Source organism: Grimontia sedimenti, assembly GCF_011045095.1.
GTDB lineage: Bacteria > Pseudomonadota > Gammaproteobacteria > Enterobacterales > Vibrionaceae > Enterovibrio > Enterovibrio sedimenti.
On record NZ_JAALDL010000011.1, the window covers coordinates 55,891 to 75,914 of the forward strand.

Genomic DNA, 20,024 nt, shown 5'->3' on the forward strand with positions numbered 1-20,024 from the left:
GTATATCAATAAAGAACAATTAAGCATTACTTAACTATTATCTGAGGATCTCCTGAATCTGACGCCTTAGCCAGATGATCCCTTCATCATGCTGCTTCGCTTTGTGCCAGCACAGAAAGGTAGGTACTGAGCGTATATCAAATGGCAGCGCATCGATGGTTAATCCAAGCTTCTCGGCCCACATATCCGCGAGCCGTTTTGGCGTGAAGCAGAGCAAATCCGTCATAGATGAGGTTGCCATCAAGTTCATCATTGACTCACTCTGGTAATGAATCTTTCTTGTTGGCAAGGGCTCATCAACCAGATTGGAAAACATATAGTTACCAAACCGTCTACTGGTCAATGCGGTGTGTTTTTCTGCAAAAAATTGCTGGAAGGTGATCGGGCTTTTGAGCCGTGGATGATTCTTGGCGTACACCACCACCAAGGCTTCTTCTGAGATTTGCTCGGCGGCAACCGAAGGGTGACTGACAGGCAGGGAAGAAAGGAAAATATCGGCTTCCCGCTCGCTAAGTACCTGACTCGGCGTGAAGTGGTTATCTTCGTAAGTCTTTAAGTTAACGGTGATGTTGGGTGCTTGTTCGCTAATTCGTTGCAACAACTGAGGGAGCACAACCAAGTCAAAATAGGCATGACCACCAATCACAAATTCCCGTGTACTGGTGGCAGGGTCAAACTGGGCATTGGCCTCTAACCCAAATCGGATAGCGCTCAGCCCTTCAGCCACGTGTTTGTGCATGTTGATGGCGTGCTGCGTCGGCTGTAATCCTCGCCCTTGGCGCACAAACAGTGGCTCGCCGACTTGATCGCGTAATCGGGAAAGGTTCTGGCTGACAGCGGCAGACGTCATATTGAGTTTGTCGGCAGCCTTGCTGACCGCACCCAGCGTCATCACTGCATCAAAGACAGCAAGCAGGTTTAAGTCGTAGTCGCGAAGCATAATATTTATTAAGCAATAATTAAGAATTAAAGACTATCACGAGATTTAAAACGCGGCGATTCTTTGTGGGAAGGAAGGGGAGATAGCAGGTGAAAGAAAAGGGACATTCCTGTCCCTTTGTTGACCGTTAAGCCGAGTTTAGACCGTAAAGTGGCTGACCATTTTATCGAGAGATTCAGCGGTTTCTTTTAGCTGTTGGCTGCTGCTTTGTTTTTGAACAGTGTGTTTTCTCATTTAACGGCCAGTCCAATGAATAAAACACCAGGCATCTCGACCCAGAAACCCTGCAAGATTATGTTTTCTGAACACCTCAACAGATCCTAGAGCCAGGTATCAGGATGAACATGTCAAAGTTATCAATTCAGGGGGCGTTTGCTATTTCCCTGCTGACTGCCACGCTTTCTTTCTCCGCGCAGGCAGGCACGGATTTGGATAAAAATCTGCAAGCCATCGAAGCGTTCAGCCAGCGCACTGAGCCTTTGTTGGAAGCCTCCCAAAACAATGGCGTTGCCTACTCAGATCTGGTTGAGGGGATTGGTGATGTGCTGGAGCGAACCCAAAGTGCCAAGGCCGCGGTATCCAGCATCGATCTCAGCAAGCTGTCGGTGATTGCGAACGACAACGCCGCTTTAGGGGAAAAATACATTGCCGAATACCGCGATTTCCTCGGTGAGCTCGATAAAAACTCGGCCTGCTATACGCCGAATATGGTCGAGGAGTACCAATCCGAAGTCAGCAAGCTTCGTGACTTTGCCGATTCAGTGACCGATTACGCGTCAGTCAGTGATGAAAGTGAAGCCTATGAAGCCATGATGGCGATATCCGCCAAAAGCGTGTTAGTTGCTGCGGTGCCTTCTCTATTCGCCATACAAAACATGTGCATCGCGCAGGATGCCGCTCCTGTGATTGAGCAGTTTGGCGAAGTGGAAGGAGCCATCGTCAATGCGTTGATCGGTCAGGCGATATTGAATGAAGAAGGGGAATTTGATTTGCCGCCAGAAATGCTCAATGGCGGCGAGGATGATGCATTCTTTGAAGAGGATGACGGCTATGACGATGACGACTCGTCCCCGTTGATATCAGAGCTCACCTTCTTAGAGCCAAAGATAGCGGAATGCATGAAACAATCTGCGGATGCGAGTGGGGTTGAACGCGTGAATGGCATAACGATGTTTATCTGTGATTTGCCGAAAAACGCAAAGGTTCGGTTAGACGATCTGGCTCAGTTTCCTTATCTGGATATGGTGATACTCAGTGGCGGTGATATTGAATCTCTGGCACCACTGACAAACGCCACCTATCTATCCCAAATCACGGTGGAAGACAGCACTATTCAATCTTTTGGTGATTTGTCTGATATGACAGCCTCGGTGGTGTTTTCCTATGTAACAGCCAGCAACTGGGGCTCGCTTGCTCAATCCGGCCTTGATTACATCACCATTGAGCAACCGCACGACTGCCGCGAGCTGTCTCCGCTACTTGGCTCCGGCGCTGTCACTGTCGAATATGTGGATGATGAGCAGGACACGGTAAGTGATGAAGCGTTAGAAGCCACCAACTTGCTTGTGGTGACGGATTGTCGTCAAGACAGTGTGTTTTAAGAGGGCTATTACCTCGTCGATATCGAAGCTGAGCGATTTGGTGATCGAGAAATCTATCTTGGTGTATGGCACAGGTAGAAGATGAGTAACGGAAAGACAGCAGCCAAGCGCGTTGCTTAGTTTACTTGTTTTAGCCCGTGTCAGGTGTTTTGTGCTGGAGTGTTTCTGCCTCAAAACGCTCCAGCTTCAAGAGCGAAAAAGCGGGCGCCCTGGGCGCTTTTAAACCGAACAAGATACAACTTCCGATGAAAAAGAGGAAAACCAGGCTTTTAAACATCATCAAGTAGACCGCTTAAGCGCTTCGAATCAATAGCACAGAAAGATGGCAACAAAGGCCAATTAAGAGGTTGATGATGCCTCATTAACGTGCTGAATCAATTGGCGAAAATAAATCAAACAAAGAAATGCCTATCTATTCGCTCAGCAATCTGTATAGTGTCACGAGCTCTTGAGTCAGAGCTATGAATGAAACATTTAGTCCAAGTATATTCTCAGTTTTCTTTCGAATCATTTCGTCATACGACTTCCGTGAATTCTTCTTCTTAATATCCCATTTAGTAGCTTTTCTCTACGAGCCTGATTTCCGTCGTTCAAAGTGATAATCCCATACTGAAACCTTTAAGCTTCAGGGATTTCAAAAAAGGAACTAGCAATGAGAAAGAAAAGAGCAAACCTTCAGAAACAAGCTTGGAAAAATGGTAACGAAGCCAGATTTGAAAAGATGGTAAGTGAATACCACAAAGAAAAAGCTGTGCTGGAAGCCATGACTGCTGGTTCTGAAGAATATGACAAGCAAAAGAAGCTGTGCGACAACCTATTTGCCAGTGCCGAGCGCTTCTTTAAGCAACACCAGTAATTAGAGATTCAACAACCGACGCAGGCATCTTCAACTGTCTGATTGCGTCGGTGGTAAGCCCGGCAGGATTCGGGCTTAAACCTTTTCTTTCCGTCATGTCCCCACGGTGAAAACTTTCCCGCTCCCTAATGGGGCTATCACCTTCAACATCCGTTCTAAGAGTTTGTCCGATACTCTGGTTTCACCTCTGCTGGGGGATGAATTTCATCCAGTGCTTGTGGTAGACCATGATCATTGATTATCTGGGCATGGAACCGGCGCAATCTGCGTGGTTCAGTCACGCCGCAGGAGTGGGCAATCACGCCGACCTCATACATCATGCTCTTGGCATAGTGGGCAACACGCTCAGCTTTGTCAGTAACCACCAATCCTTTTTGTAGTTTCGGATCATGCGTGGTGATGCCGGTTGGACAGCTGTTTTTATTGCACTGAAGTGCCTGAATACATCCTAAAGAGAACATGAAGCCTCGGGCGGAAACCACGAAATCAGCACCGATACACATGGCCCACGCTACTTCGGCCGGGTTGACCAATTTGCCGGAAACAATCACTTTCACCCTTTGTTTCAAGCCATAGCGTTCCAATACGTCAACCAACATCGGCAGGCTGCGTTTGATGGGCAAACCCATAAAATCCATCAGCGATTGAGGTGCTGCACCAGTGCCGCCATCTGCTGAGTCGAGCGTGATGAAATCCGGCGCGGATTCTATGCCACGGGCATGAATGGCTTCCATCAGGTTATCCAGCCAACCGTAAGCGCCCAGCACCATTTTGAAACCCACAGGTTTACCTGTGACTTCTCGGATTCTGGTGATCATGTCCAACAGGTCGTCAATGCTTTGAATGTCCGTGTGTCCATTTGGGCTGATGGAGTCCTTCCCTTCGGGAATACCACGAATAGCCGCGATTTCTGCGTTCACTTTGTTGCCCGGCAGAATACCGCCTTTACCCGGCTTCGCGCCCTGACTCATTTTGATTTCAAACATCCGCACTTGTTCATGGGCGGCGATTTGTTTGAGTTTTTCATCGCTCAGATTGCCGTTTTCGTCCCGCACACCGTATTTGGCGGTACCAACCTGGAATACGATATCTGCGCCCCCTTCAAGGTGATAAGGGGAAAGGCCACCTTCGCCGGTGTTCATCCACACTCCCGCTTTCTTTGCGCCCTTAGAAAGCGACAGCACAGCAGGCACACTCAACGCGCCAAAGCTCATGCCGGAGATATTGAAAAAACTTGATGTGGTAAACGGCGTTCTTGCTACCCCTTCTCCAATAGTGACAGCGCTGGCTGGCACGGCATCCTCAGAAAGTGTTGGGAAAGGGCAGTTGAGAAAAATGATATCGCCAGGCTGGTTGAGTGCCCTTGATGAACCAAACGCAATGGTACTGTCGACATTTTTCGCCGCGCGGTAGACCCAGCTTCGTTGGGCGCGGTTGAAAGGAAGTTCGTCGCGATCTTGTGCGAAGAAATATTGGCGGAAAAACTCGCCCATGTGTTCGAACCAATAGCGGAAACGGCCGATCACCGGATAGTTACGGCGAATAGCTTGTTTGGTTTGGGTGATGTCTCGAATGTAGATATAGATGAGTGCAAGGACACCGCACCCGATCAGAAAGACGAATAGCGCTGCGCTGATTTCAAGCACGCGGGATGCCCAGCTGGTAACAACTTCCATTTTGTATCCTTATTCATTTACCCAGTTTGATGGGATTTATTGCTCTCGATTCGATAGACCGGATGGAGTAGCTTATGCTTTCTGGCGTCTTTCAGAGACTCGTTTTTGGGCGTATAAGAATCGTTTTCTTCAAGTAACAGGTACTCTTTGAAGTAAACTCAAATAATCCGGTCTTGGAGACAGTCGCGCCGAAAGTTGTGCGCTATACCCTATGAAGCTGATAACGAGGAATGAATGGGAACAGGGAGAGAAACGATGTACAGAAAGGTGCTGACATTCTGGTTTGAGGAACTCACCTTAAAGCAGTGCTTTGCCAAGAATGAAGAGTTGGATCGCACCATTGAGGCGCGTTTTGGAGAGGTATTGGAGCAGGCGTCGATCTGTGAGTGTTTTGACTGGCGGGAAGATCCGGAAGGTCGGTTGGCAGAAATCATCGTGCTTGATCAGTTTTCGCGTAATATTCATCGCGATACGCCGCGTTCTTTTGCTCAAGACCCGCTTGCTTTAGCTTTGGCGCAGGAAGCGGTTTCTTTAGGTATTGACCGGGAGCTTCCGCCACTCCAACGGAGCTTTTTGTATATGCCTTATATGCACAGCGAATCCAAGATTGTTCACGAGGAAGCGCTGCGCTTATTCAATCAACCGGGTCTTGAAGACAACTATCAGTTCGAAATCCGCCACAAAGAAATCATCGATCGTTTTGGTCGTTATCCGCACCGAAATGAGATTTTGGGGCGAGAAAGTACACCAGAGGAAGTTGAGTTCCTGAAACAGCCGGGCTCAAGCTTCTGAGTAGGTAAACAAACTAAAGACGTAGAACTCAGTGAATTTGACTGGCATTGGGAGCGCGGTATTCCTTTGTAAGGGGAGTCATCTCGGTCAGAAGGAAAGGTATAGAGGGGCTGCATGGTGCAGCCCTTCGCGATTTCCTATCAGCAGTTTATCGAAAAATACAATACGTCGAAGGTCGTTGTTAGAGAAAACTTGAATACCATACGTTCTGAAGGGCTGCCTTTTATGGTTATAGCGCCAGGGGCTAACTCAAGTTCTATGACTTGTTCGAAAGGAGCATCAGGCAGCAAAAAGGTTCGTGAGAGCCAGATGGTGCCATCAGATTGATGTCTGAAGGCGTTTTTAGTCTTCAGTTTTTCACGATTTTCTGGCTGGATAAGACGCACTTTATTGGTATCAAAGAAGATGTCATTGATGTCGAGTAGCGGTTTATCAACAAGGGCTGAAACGCTTATGGTTACGCCATTTCTACCATCCTGGCTGGCATTGACTTTTATACTGTAGTCGTCGAAAGACTGCTTTAGCGCATCTCGATTGGTGCGCAGGTAACCGCAACTTTGCGAAGCAACAGCTTCACCAAAACTGTCCTCTGGTTTGTAGTAAGTTCTGTCCGTTGGAATTACGCAGCCAGAAAGGCCAATTGCGACAGCGCTGGCCAGAAGAATGGTTTTAAGTTTCATCACTATTCACCCTTTGTTACAAGAGTGCGCCATTCTAATCACGATAAAATGAGGTTCAATTTCGGATTGATAAGTTGCACATTTTGATACCTAAAGGATCAATTTATGGACTTTGTCTTTTCTGAACTTCTTAGTGGATAGGCAATGATGATGGTTGAGGTTGAAACCTGAGTCGTTATATCAAGTGCAATAGATGTCCGAAAGCGTGGTAGCTTTGCTTCCGGAACATCCATTGAAAGGCTTTTCGCTTGTGATTTGGCTATTCTCTGAATTAAAGAGTTAACACTGTAAATCGAGAAGCAGTGCCATCAAGGCTTCAATAGCCAACCCCATGTCTTCGTCGCTGGCGTATTCTGCTGGGTTATGACTGATCCCTTGCTTACACCGGACAAACAGCATGGCAACACGGGTGAGGTCAGCCATGGCTGAAGCGTCGTGGGTGGCGCCGGAAGGTAAGGTAAATACACGCTTATCAAGGCTACCAATCGCGGTGGCGATCGATAGTTGCAGTGCAGGGTCGCAGGCTGTAGCAGGTTGGCTGTAAATTCGGGTGACTTCGCAGCCCAGCCCGCGAATTTGCGCTGTTTCTTTTGCAAACGCTTGCAGCAACTCTCCCGCTTTCTCCCTGACTTCATCGACGGGAGAACGCAGCTCGATCATCATGGAAACTTTGCCCGGAACGGCATTGGGTACATTGGGTGTAACGTCCAACTGCCCAACATTGGCGAGTAAATCCGGCAGTTTTATCGCGAGTTTTTCTGCTTCCAGAGTGACTTCCGCGGCTGCTGTAAGGGCATCCTTACGAAGGTGCATGGGTACTGTGCCAGCATGGGCGGCTTGGCCCGTAAATGTGAGTTGATGCCTTTCAATACCACAGATGGCCGAGACCACTCCTAAAGGTAAGCCTTCGTGTTCGAGAACGGGTCCTTGTTCGATGTGTGTTTCGATGAAGCCGAGAATATCTTCAGGATTGCGTTTGAGTCGGTCAATGTTCTCAGGTTGAACACCAAAACTGGCAAGTGCCGAACGTAAAGTGATTCCGTTTTTGTCTGGTCGGTTGATGACACTCTTATCCAAAGTGCCTGCCAGTGCTCGTGGGCCGACTAGCGCAGTGGGAAAACGCACACCTTCTTCGTCAGCAAAAGCGAGTACTTCGACAGAATAAGGTAACTTTTTCCCCTGACGGTTCAGCGCTTCAAGAGCGATGATTGGCAGCACAATCCCCATGATTCCATCATAAGCGCCACCCTGTTTAACACTGTCCTGATGGCTTCCCATCAGCAGCGTTTTGGTACCTTTTCCTGCATCGTAACGACCAATCAATGTGCCTGCGTCATCCATGTGAACGGTAAGGCCTGCCTCTTCCATCCATGCTGTCAGTAGCGTGTTTGCACGCTTATGTTCTTGCGTAAAAGGAAAGCGAGTCACACCGATTTCTGAGTCCGTACACTCGGCAAGTTGCTTTAAATATTCCTGGGCTCGTCGGCCTATAAAGTGAGTCATTGATTATCGCTCCGGATTTTCTTGTGTCGGCAAGGTATCCCTCCATGCCTGATAGTCGGGGTCGCAGTGGCGCTCATAAAGCGTTTGCAGGGCGAGCAAGGGCGAATCGTGGTAGTCGATACGCAGGGTTGTTGGTGGGGAATCGGGCTTGTAAACAAGCAAAGCTGCAGACAATAAGCCCCGGTAGTCGCCTCCTGATTTTTCTGCGGCAAACAGGGTAGCGATTAGTCTTTCTTCAAAGCATTTTTCGCTGTTTTTGTAAGCCCTCATCATGGCATCCAACACCAGCGTGTCTGAGAGCAGATTTCCGCAAACCACGATATTGGGCTCGATCAGGCTGCCTCGAGCGGGGCCATTTCCGCTTCCTGTGTGCACTGCCCCTGTACCGTGAAGGTCTAGTGCGGCAAGTTGACGGTGCGCAGCGCCAGAGTCTGCTCGGGTGATGGCATTGACCGCATCGGCCGCACTGGCGCCCGACGCCATTTGGGACAGCACATTTTCTCCCCAGAGTGTGCTGGGCTTCGCACCTTGTGAGGCTGACATGCCAGCTTTTAAATTCCCTCTGATCACCCAACCTCCAACGCAGAGTGCGCCCGTGGCCGCCGCAGCCCCAATCGCGCCAGATTCCGGATCTCGTGCCAATATTGAATAAGTCATAGGTCTCGCTCCTGAGCCAGTGATCTAAGTGTGAATTTAACACCCAGTCCTGTCAATTTATCATGATAAATACTTGCGGCAAGTAATTTATAGTGATAAATGTGAATAAAAGTTAAACAGTTCTTAACATCACATCCACAAACTGGGAAGGAGTTTCCCCATGAAACAAATAAGAAGTGATTTCATGCAAAGGCTGCGGAGTGCAGCGAAAACCGCGTTGTTAGCGGTATGTGCGATCGTTCCTTTATCTGCGCAGGCGCAGACACCACCGAACGTATTGATCGTCGGTCAGGTGGCTGAGCCAAAGTCGCTCGACCCGCATGCGGTTACCGCAGTGAACGACTTCCGGATCCTGATGAACCTTTATGAAGGTTTGGTCCGTTACAAAGATGGCACTCTGGAAGTGGAGCCTGCTCTAGCAAAGAGTTGGACAGTCAGTGAAGATGGCAAAACTTACACCTTTACTTTGCAAGAAGGCGTGACATTCCATGATGGTACACCGCTGACGGCTGATGCGGTGAAGTTCAACTTTGACCGTATGCTGGATGAGAAACATCCGTATCATGAAACGGGTCCTTTCCCGCTCTCTTTCTTCTTCTCATCGGTAGAAAACGTTGAAGCCGTCGACCCTAAGACGGTGAAGTTCACCTTGAACGCTCCTTACGCCCCTTTCCTTTCCAACCTTGCTTACCCTACGGGCTTAATTGTTTCTCCTGAAGCGGTGAAAAAGCATGGTAAGGACTTTGGTCGTCAACCATCGGGAACCGGTCCTTTCCGTTTCGCTGAGTGGGCGTCTAATAGCAAAGTGGTTGTGGTGCGTAACGACGATTACTGGGGTGACAAGGCTAAGTTGGAAGCGGTGGTATTCCGTCCGATCACAGACGCGAACACCCGAGTTGCTGAAATGCTGGCAGGCAGCATCGACTTGATGGTGGAAGTTCCGCCAAACGCCTTGTCTGAGTTCCAGAATAACCGGTATCAAGTCGCTGAGCAGGCTGGCCCACACGTATGGTTCCTTATCCTGAATGCCAAGGAAGGCCCCTTCGCGGATAAGCGAATGCGTCAGGCTGTGAACTATGCCATCAACAAAAAAGCTTTGGTAGAGGGTGTGCTTGAAGGCACGGCAGAAGTGGCCGCTGGCCCAACACCGCCAGCTTTCGCTTGGGCTTACAACGACAGCCTGCAGCCATACCCGTATGACCCTGAAAAAGCCAAAGCGCTGATCAAAGAAGCCGGTCAGGAAGGCGCAAAGCTGACGTTTTATGTTACTGAAGGTGGCTCCGGTATGCTGGATCCTGTGCCTATGGGTACCGCAATTCAGGCAGATCTGAAAGCGGTGGGTCTTGATACTTCGATTGAAACCTACGAGTGGAATACCTTCCTTGGCAAAGTGAACCCTGGTCTGGAAGGTAAAGCTGACATGGCGGAAATGGCTTGGATGACCAATGACCCTGATACTCTGCCATACCTGGCGCTTCGCACTGATGCATGGCCGGACAAAGGCGGTTTCAACTCGGGTTACTATTCAAACCCTGAGGTCGACAAACTGCTTGAAGCTGCGCGTGAGGCAACTGACCAAAATGAGCGCGCGAAGCTATACCGCGAAATGCAGGAAATTGTGCAGGAAGATGCGCCTTGGGTGTTTGTGGCGAACTGGAAACAGAATGCCGTGACCAATAATCAGGTGCAGGATTTCAAATTGCAGCCTTCATTCTTCCTTATTCTCAAGGATGTACAAAAATAATAATCAAACACTCAGGTCTTTGACCTGAGTGCTTTTTCCTGTTGATGAACGCAGAAAGGAGCACTGCGCGTGGGTAACTATTTTCTTCGACGATTGCTGTCCGCGATCCCGGTGCTTCTCGGGATAACGGTTATCGTCTTTCTCATCATGTCGATGATTCCCGGCGACCCGGCAACGGCCATTTTGGGCGCATACGCGACGCCGGATAATGTCTCCAAAATCAATAAAGACCTTGGTCTCGACCAGCCTCTGGTCAGCCAGTACTTTATCTGGTTGTCGAACATGCTACAGGGTGACTTTGGCCGTTCCTATTCGCTCAACCGTCCTGTGCTTGACGAGGTGTTGGAGCGTTTCAATGCCACGCTGATTCTGGCGGGTGTCTCCTTTGTGTTGTGTTCTTTGCTTGGCATCATCGCTGGTGTGGTGTCTGCGGCACGCCAGTTTTCGTTGACGGATAAAGGCATCACTCTGGTGGTATTGCTTGGTATTTCTATTCCTTCCTTTTTCCTCGGCATGATGATGATCCTGCTGTTTGCCATCAATCTGCGTTGGTTGCCGGTTTCTGGTATGTATGCGATCTACGGTGGTGGCGACTTGCCGGACTTGCTCAAACATTTGGTGATGCCTGCCCTGGCGTTGGCGTCTGTGGCGACGGGGGTTATCGCCCGTCTTTCACGCTCTGCCATGCTCGAAGTATTGAGACAAGATTACATCCGCACTGCCCGTGCCAAAGGCGTACATGAGCGTCAGGTGGTTTGGAAACATGGACTGAAAGCGGCCATGGTCAGCATTATTCCGGTGCTCGGTATTCAGGCGGGCTTTGTGCTTTCAGGTGCTGTGTATATCGAGATGGTCTTTCAGTGGCCGGGCGTTGGAAAAATGCTGGTGGAAGCGATCCTCAAACGTGACATTTTGCTTGTGCAGGGCGGGGTAGTATTTGTGGCTTCTTGTTACGTGCTGTTCAACATTGCAGTAGACATGCTGCAAAGTTGGCTCGACCCGAGGATCAAAGCATGATGGCATTTTTGAAACTTCTGGTTCGAAACCGACTGGCGGCCTTTGGCGGCATTGTGATGTCGATGATTGTCTTTCTGGTATTGGTGACGCCACTGTTGGGGCTTCAAGACCCCGCTGTGACAGACACTGCCAACCGCTTTTTACGCCCTTTCAGTGATGGCCACTTGTTAGGGACTGATCATTTGGGTCGTGATTTGTTATCCCGCTTGCTTTGGGGTACCCAACTGAGTCTCGCCGTTGGCTTTGCAGCAGCGCTTATTGCTGCGCTGATTGGTTCAGCGATTGGCATTATCGCAGGCTATTATGGTGGTCGCGTTGATAATCTCTTTATGCGCTGTATCGATGTGTTGATGGCCTTCCCTTATATTTTGTTAGCATTGGCGATTGTCGCAGCACTGGGTCCCGGTTTGCTGAACGCTTTGATAGCGGTCGCGGCGGTCAATATTCCCTTCTTTGCGAGAAACATCCGCGGTGTGACCGTCTCGCTGGCACAACGTGAATTTGTTGAAGCAGCCAAGCTTTGTGGCATGTCCGACCGACGCATTATCTGGTCTGAGATTGTGCCTAATGTCGTTCCTGTGATTGTGATTGCGATGTCTACCACCATCGGCTGGATGATTCTGGAAACCGCAGGACTGTCGTTTCTGGGCTTGGGTTCCCAGCCGCCGCAAGCAGATTTGGGATCCATGTTAGGCGAAGCGCGAAATTCGTTGATCACTGACCCCCATGCGAGTGTGGTGCCGGGCATCATGATTTTCCTTATCGTGATGAGCATTAATCTCTTGGGCGATGGTGTGCGTGATGCGCTGGATCCAAGATTGAAATCAGGCGCTCTCACCCGTCCTCAACCTGCCACCAAAGTGAGTGATGAGTTCCAATCTGTCGAAGCAAGTGAAACGAATCATGCGGTATTGAAAGTCGACAAACTGGAGACGCAATTTCACATCAACCACCGCGTTTATAAGGCCGTGAATCAGGTGTCATTTGAGATCGCACCGGGTGAGTGCCTGGGATTGATCGGTGAAAGTGGCTCGGGGAAATCGGTGACGGCGCTTTCTGTAATGGGATTGGTAGCCTCGCCACCCGGGGTGATTTGTGGCGGTGATATCCGTTTTAAAGATGAATCCCTGATTGGGGCAAGTTACGAAACACTTCGAAGCCTGCGTGGTAAGGATGTGGCATACATCTTCCAGGATCCGTTGGCGACCTTGCATCCGCTCTATCGTGTCGGCGAACAAATGATGGAAGCGATTTTAGTGCATGAAAAATTGCCTGCAAGTGAAGCGAGGCAGCGCGCGATTTCTTTACTGGATGCGGTACATATTCCCAACGTTGAAGAACGGATGAAGGCATTTCCCCATGAGCTCTCCGGTGGCATGCGTCAACGTGTGGCGATTGCGATGGCTCTGGTGAATAATCCTTCACTCATCATCGCTGATGAACCGACGACTGCGCTCGATGTGACGGTACAGGGGCAAATTCTTGCACTGTTGGACGAGCTTCGACGTACCCGAAATGTCTCGGTGTTGTTTATTACTCATGACTTCGGGGTAGTAGCGCAGCTTTGTGATCGGGTGGCGGTTATGTATGCCGGTAAGATTGTGGAAACTGGGCCGACCGAGTCTGTGCTGGATTCTCCGGCTCATCCTTATACGAAAAAGCTGATTGCCTGTGTGCCTGAGCTTGGACGAGGAAAAGGAGATTTGGAAGCGATTCCGGGATTACCTCCCGTGGTGGACAAACTGCCGCAAGGCTGTGCGTTTGCCGCAAGGTGCAGTAAAGCCAAAGACAGTTGCCAAACCGGTGAAGTAGCAAGAAGCGAAGCGTCAGGACGCATGGTGCTGTGTCATTATCCAGAAGAGAGGTTGGTATGACGGCTGCGTTGCAAATTCAGGGATTGAAGAAAACCTACTTTTTTAAAAAGCCAATGTTTGCTCCCGCACTTCCGGGTGTCAAAGCGGTACAGACGATTAATCTTGATGTGCAGCAAGGAGAAACTCTGGGCATCGTCGGCGAATCTGGTTGCGGAAAGTCGACGTTGGCAAGAATGATGGTGGGATTAACGACACCGACCGAAGGCAGGGTGTTGGTTGAAGGAGAAGTTTTGTCACCGGATCGCCCGGAAGAAAATGGGAAACGTATTCAATATGTTTTTCAGGACCCTATCAGCAGCCTTAACCCTAGAAAAACCATTCGCCAGTTGATGGAAGTCCCGCTTATTTATCTGCATGGTATGGACAAACCGGCGCGGGAAAACCGTATTCGTGAGATTTTCGGTCAGGTTGGGCTCCGCGAAGAATTCCTTGAACGTTATCCCCATGAATTCTCAGGCGGTCAGGCACAGCGCATTGGCATTGCCAGAGCCCTAGCGGCCAACGCCAGAATATTGGTTCTGGATGAACCGGTTTCTGCACTGGATGTGTCAGTCCAGGCGCAGGTATTGAACCTGTTGGCTGAGCTAAAGCAAACGCTCTCGCTGACATATCTTTTCATCAGTCATGATCTTGCGGTAGTCGAAGCGGTCAGTGATAGAGTTGCGGTGATGTACTTTGGTTCGTTGGTAGAACTGGCTCCGGCTGAAATGATTTTCAATTCCCCAAAACATCCGTACACTCAGTTATTAGCGAACAGCGCGCCTGTTGTGGGCAGACCGTTACAGGTACCCACACAACATGCAGAACTGCCAGACCCGCTCAATCCACCTCAAGGTTGCGCATTCGGGGGTCGATGTCCCAATGCACAATCTCAGTGCCTCGCTGCTTCGCCGCCGCTGACACAAATTAAGGAGAATGAATTTGTCGCCTGCTACTTCCCGCTCGAATGACCCAGCTCCTTCTGCAAAAATGCGTCGTCCCTATAAAGTAGCGGACGCCATTAAAACCTGGATTGTCGAACAGGGACTAAAGCCAGGAGATAAACTGCCCCATGAGCAAACACTGATGGAGTTGTTTGGCATGTCTAAAGGCACCATCCGCGAAACCATGCGGGTGCTTGAAGCGCAAGGTCTCATTGTGACCCGCACAGGTCCAAAGGGTGGGGCGTTTATCAATGCGGTGTCTGAAGCGATGGCAAGCAGCCTGCTGAGCAACTACTTCTTTTTTAACGAACTCTCTGTCAAAGACATCTATCAGTTGCGCTGTCTGTTAGAGCCAGAACTTGTCGCTTCACTGGCAGGACGTCTCTCAGAGGAAGATCTGGCAAGGCTTGAAGCGAATATTCAAAAGTACGCCCAGCCCGCGCTCAATGCCGAAGATGAGCGCGCACAACATATCGACTCTCTCCAGTTCCACATTATTCTGGCTGAGCTTGCTGGAAATGAATTACTGGGCTTTATTATCCGTTTTATGGCCCGTATGCTCACCGATCTCACGGTCAACAGGCACCTTTATGAGCCTCATAATCATGAGCTTTGGGAGCAGGGCTTTAATCACCAGAAAGATTTGATTCTGGCCTTGAAAGAGGGGCGTTCCGGAGATGCCCGCAATATTATGCGTGAACATATGGAAGTGGCTCAGAAGTTGATGGAAGCGCAGGAAGTCGAAATGACTCGCAGGTTCATGCTTCACGCTCCCCAGCAATAAGCCACCCTCTCATTCTTGCCGCATGAGATACCATTACTGATCAACTTTCAGTGATCCGTGATTGGCGCGTTTCTGTATTGAAAATCATAATTTTAATGCAGAGAAACCACTCTGCACTTGCTGCTAAAACGTGGCAGTTGTGAGGGAATGGCAATGAAAAATGAACTCAACCCAGCGAAGTTACTTGCTGCTTTTGAAGTGGTGATGGAAAAAGGCGAAGACACCGAATTTGGTAAGATTTATGAAGGTGTGGAAGCATCGACAGACTACGACGGTTACAACGTCTATCTGAGGGGTAATGGTGTGGAACTGCATATCGGGTTCCACAACACCTATGATTTGAAATACGACCAAGCCCATCTGAGAGACAGTTTTCTGAAAAAGGTCGAGGCTTTAGTGACAGATAAAGTCGTTGATGACCACCATTAAAAAGCCCGGAATCTCCGGGCTATTTTTTACTTAGTGGTTTCTGCTGGCGTCAGTGCTTTTTTTCCTTGCGTCATTTCCACCAGAAATCGCGTCAACGGTGTCTTCTCTAAGCACCACACCAAGCCCAGTGAGAGCAAAATAGTCAAAGGTGCCACAAGCATGTCTTTCACCGGCCCTTCAATCGCATGCATGCCGAACAGATTAAACAGCAAGATCAACGGTACGAAATGCGCGACATACACACCCAAAACACGCTTGCTAAGGGCAAAGGTGAGTGGCGTATTGCCGAGGTTCGGGTGATTCAGTAAAAGGGCAAATAATCCTAGCGCCATCACTGGTGTGCCAATCAGGAAGTCATGATTGGCCATCCACATATCGTATCGAGACAGGTTAACGCCTTCTGCTAAACAGAGTGCCATGCCGCCAGTCGTCATTGTCCAAGCCGCTTTGTTGGAGAAGCGGATATTGCGACGTCGCATTTCGAATCCCGCGGTGACCATCAATAAGCTGAAAAAGGGTCCATTGCGGGTAAAGATGGGTGCTTCCCCTTCCATAATAGGTTGGTAGCTACCCGCACCCAGTCCCCAAACATACAGACCGAGTGCCAGAGGCATGATAAGGCCTTGCTGGTTCTTATTAATCAGCAAAGCGAGTATACCAAGCGCTGAAAGCAGCCCCGGGATATACCAAAGATGCACCAAGCCACCTTCAAAAAGCGTGTTGAGCGGAGCTTGAAGTAGATAGTTCCAGTATCCAGTGCGCTCTGTCAGATAGCCTTCTGTCATGACAACATCCAACCGGAAAGGTACTGCAAGATAAATAAGGCTCCAAGCCAGCCATATCAGCATCAATGGCTTGGCGTAGTGCATAAACGTGCGGGTTGGGTTTTCAGTCAGTTTAGGTTGGACAAAGTAACCCGTCAGAACAAAAAAGAAAGGAACGGCGAAGCGGCAGATTTGGTTAATTACATCGGACAGTGTGTTGATGCCTTCGCTGTAAGCCTCCCCACGAAGAGGGCCTGCGTGGATGATGACAACGGCGAGAATGGCCAATAAACGACCCATCTCTAGTGAAGGGATACGGGCGTTGGACATGTAGTCTCCTCAAATTGCACAGCGTGCACTAGTAGAAAAAGCAGAGTGAACGCGAACTATATGTAATTCTCATCCTTAATCTGAGGCGTGATTCTCGAATATGCGAAGACGGGAATTAAAAGCGTTGCAAATTGTAAGTGATTGGTTGAAAAAGCATCGGCAAATCTCCACATAGAAAAGCCAAACCTAATCACGCATTCGGGTCTACCCTGTATAGTCGAACGACCCTATTCCTGTGGGAAGCGATTTCTCATGAAGGGTGTTTGGATATTCTGAGCTTGCCGAAACTGTAGAAGGCGAGCACTAGAAGCGAGGAAAGTGGCACCAAGATGCGCAGAAATGTATCGAATCGGCTATCAGTGAAAACTTATCTGATATCACTGTGTTCTACATGTTTCTTTACGCGACGACGCCTGCTATACTCCCGGCCCTGATATAAGCCAGTAATTGTTTATAGAGACGAACAATGACAGATCTAAGTAAATACAGAAACATTGGTATTTTCGCGCACGTTGATGCGGGTAAAACCACTACTACCGAGCGTATCCTGAAGCTAACCGGTCAAATCCACAAGACTGGTGAGGTTCATGATGGTGAATCGACTACTGACTTCATGGAACAGGAAGCTGAGCGTGGTATTACTATCCAGTCTGCAGCAGTTAGCTGTTTCTGGAAAGACCACCGCTTCAACGTTATCGATACTCCGGGACACGTTGACTTCACCGTTGAAGTTTACCGTTCTCTGAAAGTACTTGATGGCGGTATCGGTGTTTTCTGTGGTTCAGGCGGTGTTGAGCCTCAGTCTGAAACCAACTGGCGTTACGCTAACGAATCAGAAGTTGCACGTATCATCTTTGTAAACAAGCTGGACCGTATGGGTGCAGACTTCTTCAACGTAGTTGAGCAAGTTAAAAACGTTCTGGGCGCAAACCCAGTAGTTATGACTCTGCCAATCGGCCGTGAAGATGAGTTCGTAGGTGTTGTAGACGTTCTGAATCGCCAAGCATACGTTTGGGACGAATCAGGTCTGCCAGAAAACTACGAAATCAAAGACGTTCCAGAAGACATGCTTGATCAACTGGAAGAATACCGCGAATGATGATCGAAACTGCTGTTGAGCAAGACGATGATCTGATGATGGCATACATGGACGGCGAAGAGCCTTCTATCGAAGACATCAAGCGCTGCCTGCGTAAAGGTACTCGCGACTGTTCGTTCTTCCCAACTTTCTGTGGTTCTGCATTCAAAAACAAAGGTATGCAGCTGGTACTAGACGCAGTTGTAGATTACCTGCCGTCTCCAACAGAAGTTGACCCACAGCCACTGACTGACAAAGAAACTGGTGAGCCAACTGGTGAAGTTGCAACTGTTTCTGCTGACGAGCCACTGCGCGCGCTGGCGTTCAAAATCATGGACGACCGCTTCGGTGCTCTGACCTTTATCCGTATTTACTCTGGCGTAATGAAGAAGGGTGACACCATCCTGAACGCAGCGACGGGTAAAACTGAGCGTATCGGCCGTATGGTTGAGATGCAAGCTGACCAGCGTAACGAGCTGACTTCAGCGCAAGCGGGTGACATCATCGCTGTTGTTGGTATGAAGAACGTTCAAACTGGTCACACTCTGTGTGATGTTAAGCACGAATGTACTCTGGAACCAATGATCTTCCCAACTCCAGTAATCTCTATCGCTGTGTCTCCTAAGGACAAAGGCGGTTCTGAGAAAATGGGTATCGCGATCGGTAAGATGGTTGCAGAAGATCCATCATTCCAAGTTGAGACTGACGAAGATTCTGGCGAAACCATCCTGAAAGGTATGGGTGAACTTCACCTGGATATCAAAGTTGACATCCTGAAGCGTACTTACGGTGTAGACCTGATTGTTGGTCAACCACAGGTTGCTTACCGTGAAACTATCACTCAGCCAGTTGAAGACAGCTTCACTCACAAGAAGCAGTCTGGTGGTTCTGGTCAGTTCGGTAAGATCGACTACCGTATCAAGCCAGGTGAGCCAAACTCAGGCTTCACTTTCTCTTCTACTGTTGTTGGTGGTAACGTTCCTAAGGAATTCTGGCCAGCAATCGAGAAAGGTTTCGCGGGCATGATGGAAAACGGCGTACTGGCTGGCTTCCCAACTCTGGACGTTGAAGTTGAGCTGTTCGACGGTGCCTTCCACGCAGTTGACTCATCAGCAATCGCGTTCGAAATCGCAGCGAAAGGTGCATTCCGTCAATCTATGCCAAAAGCTGGTCCACAGCTTCTTGAGCCAATCATGAAGGTTGACGTGTTCACTCCAGAAGATCACGTTGGTGATGTAATCGGTGACCTGAACCGTCGTCGTGGTATGATCAAAGACCAACAAGCTGGCGCAACTGGCGTTCGCATCAAGGGTGATGTACCACTGTCAGAAATGTTCGGTTACATCGGTACCCTGCGTACTATGACTTCTGGTCGTGGTCAGTTCTCTATGGAGTTCGCACACTACGCACCATGTCCAGCAAACGTTGCTGAGAAAGTTATCGCTGAAGTTAAAGAGCGTAACGCTAAGAAGTAATTCTTAACGACTTTCTAAAAGAAAACCCCGCAGCTTGCTGCGGGGTTTTTGTTTGTCTGTAGAACGTCTTTTTATTGCTGAGGTGTTGGTTGCGTGGCCAATCTTGCTAGAGTCACCAACGCTTTCTCTACTTTCCTCACCGCCAAGTCGCATTTATCCAACCTGTGGCGTTTAACGACATAGGCTGGGTTGTTATAACCAAGCCAGACAGTTCCATCATCGTCTTCCCATATCAGGGCTTTTTGCGGCAGGTCAATGCCCGCAGTCTGATTACACTCGATCAGAGAGCTACCGACGTTGGGGTTCCCAAAAATGACCAATTCCGTAGGACGCAAGTCTCTGCCTGTTTCTCGCGCACCATCCTCGTGGTCAATACGGCCTATCACATTCAAACCATGCGCTCTTACTGCCGCTATAAGACGGTCTGTAGTGGTTCGTACATCGTATTGGCTTTGTACCTGAACCATTCCTTCCAGCGCCGTTGAAGGCAGGCTAACGAAGGCAGCAATGAACGCAAAAAGTCGGATGTTCAATTTCATAGCTGAATCCTTTTTACGAATACCAAATTGAATAATCGCCAATACCTAACCCTCCATGTGCACTGTCATCAATGGAGTAAATGCCCAATAAATCAGTGTTAATGAATGGTTAGGTATGCAGAAGATACCATTCATCACGTTTAAATGGATGAAGTAGAACTGCATGCCGACACATAAAGACTAGCAAATTGTTTTAGAAGTCACTTAAATGACTGAGAATCAAATGTAGGAAAGTCAATGAAGTGAAGGCTATCTAGATGTTTTGGAGCGGGTTGTGACCAGAAATTTGGCACTCGTGTATGGTAACCGCAATTGGCGAGTTTATTTAGAAGGGATATTCATTAGCCACGGCTGAAAAAGAA

16 protein-coding genes and 1 pseudogene are annotated in these 20,024 nt (G+C 49.0%); 10 read left to right on the forward strand and 7 right to left on the reverse strand.

What is annotated here, in order from left to right; translation table 11 throughout:
- Window positions 1–37: 37 nt before the first annotated feature.
- On the reverse strand, window positions 38–940 hold the full coding sequence (locus G5S52_RS14750) for a LysR family transcriptional regulator (protein ID WP_165015199.1): 903 nt from the start codon (window positions 938–940) through the stop codon (window positions 38–40).
- Between the two features lie 344 nt (window positions 941–1,284).
- Between G5S52_RS14750 and G5S52_RS14755 the strand changes: the two genes are divergently transcribed.
- Entirely contained in the window at window positions 1,285–2,541 is a 1,257-nt protein-coding gene (locus tag G5S52_RS14755) for a hypothetical protein (protein WP_165015202.1), read from the forward strand.
- A 652-nt stretch (window positions 2,542–3,193) separates the two neighbouring features.
- Window positions 3,194–3,397 carry a hypothetical protein gene (locus tag G5S52_RS14760; RefSeq protein WP_165015205.1) on the forward strand — a complete coding sequence of 68 codons (204 nt, stop codon included), beginning with the start codon at window positions 3,194–3,196 and terminating at the stop codon, window positions 3,395–3,397.
- 155 nt (window positions 3,398–3,552) lie between these two features.
- Here G5S52_RS14760 and G5S52_RS14765 read toward each other — a convergent pair whose 3' ends face one another.
- Window positions 3,553–5,073 (reverse strand): FMN-binding glutamate synthase family protein, encoded by a 1,521-nt coding sequence (locus tag G5S52_RS14765; protein ID WP_165015208.1) that lies wholly within the window; start codon window positions 5,071–5,073, stop codon window positions 3,553–3,555.
- Between the two features lie 255 nt (window positions 5,074–5,328).
- Here G5S52_RS14765 and G5S52_RS14770 point away from each other — a divergent pair, with 255 nt between their 5' ends.
- Window positions 5,329–5,865: a DUF924 family protein gene (locus G5S52_RS14770; RefSeq protein ID WP_165015211.1), complete on the forward strand. Its 537-nt coding sequence runs from the start codon at window positions 5,329–5,331 to the stop codon at window positions 5,863–5,865.
- A 140-nt stretch (window positions 5,866–6,005) separates the two neighbouring features.
- On the opposite strand, the gene G5S52_RS14775 is transcribed toward G5S52_RS14770, so the two are convergent.
- The 3 genes from G5S52_RS14775 to G5S52_RS14785 all read right to left on the reverse strand — a co-directional run bounded on the left by G5S52_RS14775 (window position 6,006) and on the right by G5S52_RS14785 (window position 8,705).
- Entirely contained in the window at window positions 6,006–6,545 is a 540-nt protein-coding gene (locus G5S52_RS14775; protein ID WP_165015215.1) for a hypothetical protein, read from the reverse strand.
- Window positions 6,546–6,824: 279 nt separating this feature from the next.
- Window positions 6,825–8,048, reverse strand: coding sequence for a M20 family metallo-hydrolase (locus G5S52_RS14780; protein ID WP_165015218.1), 1,224 nt, complete (start codon window positions 8,046–8,048; stop codon window positions 6,825–6,827).
- A 3-nt stretch (window positions 8,049–8,051) separates the two neighbouring features.
- Complete coding sequence (locus G5S52_RS14785; RefSeq protein ID WP_165015222.1) at window positions 8,052–8,705, reverse strand: DUF1028 domain-containing protein; 654 nt, start codon at window positions 8,703–8,705, stop codon at window positions 8,052–8,054.
- A gap of 160 nt (window positions 8,706–8,865) precedes the next feature.
- Between G5S52_RS14785 and G5S52_RS14790 the strand changes: the two genes are divergently transcribed.
- The 6 genes from G5S52_RS14790 (at window position 8,866) to G5S52_RS14815 (ending at window position 15,476) form a co-directional block, all read left to right on the forward strand.
- Entirely contained in the window at window positions 8,866–10,449 is a 1,584-nt protein-coding gene (locus G5S52_RS14790; RefSeq protein ID WP_165015225.1) for an ABC transporter substrate-binding protein, read from the forward strand.
- Window positions 10,450–10,518: 69 nt separating this feature from the next.
- The gene (locus G5S52_RS14795; protein ID WP_165015228.1) at window positions 10,519–11,466 is read left to right on the forward strand and encodes an ABC transporter permease; all 948 of its coding nucleotides are present in this window, start codon (window positions 10,519–10,521) and stop codon (window positions 11,464–11,466) included.
- Window positions 11,463–13,340: a dipeptide/oligopeptide/nickel ABC transporter permease/ATP-binding protein gene (locus tag G5S52_RS14800; protein ID WP_205743917.1), complete on the forward strand. Its 1,878-nt coding sequence runs from the start codon at window positions 11,463–11,465 to the stop codon at window positions 13,338–13,340. Before G5S52_RS14795 ends, G5S52_RS14800 begins: the two co-directional genes overlap by 4 nt.
- The gene (locus tag G5S52_RS14805; protein ID WP_165015231.1) at window positions 13,337–14,290 is read left to right on the forward strand and encodes an ABC transporter ATP-binding protein; all 954 of its coding nucleotides are present in this window, start codon (window positions 13,337–13,339) and stop codon (window positions 14,288–14,290) included. The genes G5S52_RS14800 and G5S52_RS14805 overlap by 4 nt, the downstream gene beginning before the upstream one ends.
- Window positions 14,256–15,047 carry a FadR/GntR family transcriptional regulator gene (locus tag G5S52_RS14810; protein WP_205743918.1) on the forward strand — a complete coding sequence of 264 codons (792 nt, stop codon included), beginning with the start codon at window positions 14,256–14,258 and terminating at the stop codon, window positions 15,045–15,047. Before G5S52_RS14805 ends, G5S52_RS14810 begins: the two co-directional genes overlap by 35 nt.
- Window positions 15,048–15,200: 153 nt before the next feature.
- Entirely contained in the window at window positions 15,201–15,476 is a 276-nt protein-coding gene (locus G5S52_RS14815) for a DUF3081 domain-containing protein (RefSeq protein WP_002538173.1), read from the forward strand.
- Window positions 15,477–15,502: 26 nt separating this feature from the next.
- Here G5S52_RS14815 and G5S52_RS14820 read toward each other — a convergent pair whose 3' ends face one another.
- Window positions 15,503–16,570: an acyltransferase gene (locus G5S52_RS14820; protein WP_165015234.1), complete on the reverse strand. Its 1,068-nt coding sequence runs from the start codon at window positions 16,568–16,570 to the stop codon at window positions 15,503–15,505.
- 466 nt (window positions 16,571–17,036) lie between these two features.
- Between G5S52_RS14820 and fusA the strand changes: the two are divergent.
- A pseudogene (gene fusA, locus G5S52_RS14825) lies at window positions 17,037–19,123 on the forward strand (elongation factor G).
- A gap of 71 nt (window positions 19,124–19,194) precedes the next feature.
- Here fusA and G5S52_RS14830 read toward each other — a convergent pair.
- A complete protein-coding gene (locus G5S52_RS14830; protein WP_002538177.1) occupies window positions 19,195–19,662 on the reverse strand; it encodes a DUF302 domain-containing protein in 468 nt (155 codons plus the stop codon).
- Between the last annotated feature and the right edge of the window lie 362 nt (window positions 19,663–20,024).

Coding starts and splice junctions, on each gene's coding strand:
- G5S52_RS14750 (WP_165015199.1), bottom strand. CDS start 940: ATGCTTCGCGACTACGACTTAAACCTGCTTGCTGTCTTTGATGCAGTG.
- G5S52_RS14755 (WP_165015202.1), top strand. CDS start 1,285: ATGTCAAAGTTATCAATTCAGGGGGCGTTTGCTATTTCCCTGCTGACT.
- G5S52_RS14760 (WP_165015205.1), top strand. CDS start 3,194: ATGAGAAAGAAAAGAGCAAACCTTCAGAAACAAGCTTGGAAAAATGGT.
- G5S52_RS14765 (WP_165015208.1), bottom strand. CDS start 5,073: ATGGAAGTTGTTACCAGCTGGGCATCCCGCGTGCTTGAAATCAGCGCA.
- G5S52_RS14770 (WP_165015211.1), top strand. CDS start 5,329: ATGTACAGAAAGGTGCTGACATTCTGGTTTGAGGAACTCACCTTAAAG.
- G5S52_RS14775 (WP_165015215.1), bottom strand. CDS start 6,545: ATGAAACTTAAAACCATTCTTCTGGCCAGCGCTGTCGCAATTGGCCTT.
- G5S52_RS14780 (WP_165015218.1), bottom strand. CDS start 8,048: ATGACTCACTTTATAGGCCGACGAGCCCAGGAATATTTAAAGCAACTT.
- G5S52_RS14785 (WP_165015222.1), bottom strand. CDS start 8,705: ATGACTTATTCAATATTGGCACGAGATCCGGAATCTGGCGCGATTGGG.
- G5S52_RS14790 (WP_165015225.1), top strand. CDS start 8,866: ATGAAACAAATAAGAAGTGATTTCATGCAAAGGCTGCGGAGTGCAGCG.
- G5S52_RS14800 (WP_205743917.1), top strand. CDS start 11,463: ATGATGGCATTTTTGAAACTTCTGGTTCGAAACCGACTGGCGGCCTTT.
- G5S52_RS14805 (WP_165015231.1), top strand. CDS start 13,337: ATGACGGCTGCGTTGCAAATTCAGGGATTGAAGAAAACCTACTTTTTT.
- G5S52_RS14810 (WP_205743918.1), top strand. CDS start 14,256: ATGAATTTGTCGCCTGCTACTTCCCGCTCGAATGACCCAGCTCCTTCT.
- G5S52_RS14815 (WP_002538173.1), top strand. CDS start 15,201: ATGAAAAATGAACTCAACCCAGCGAAGTTACTTGCTGCTTTTGAAGTG.
- G5S52_RS14820 (WP_165015234.1), bottom strand. CDS start 16,570: ATGTCCAACGCCCGTATCCCTTCACTAGAGATGGGTCGTTTATTGGCC.
- G5S52_RS14830 (WP_002538177.1), bottom strand. CDS start 19,662: ATGAAATTGAACATCCGACTTTTTGCGTTCATTGCTGCCTTCGTTAGC.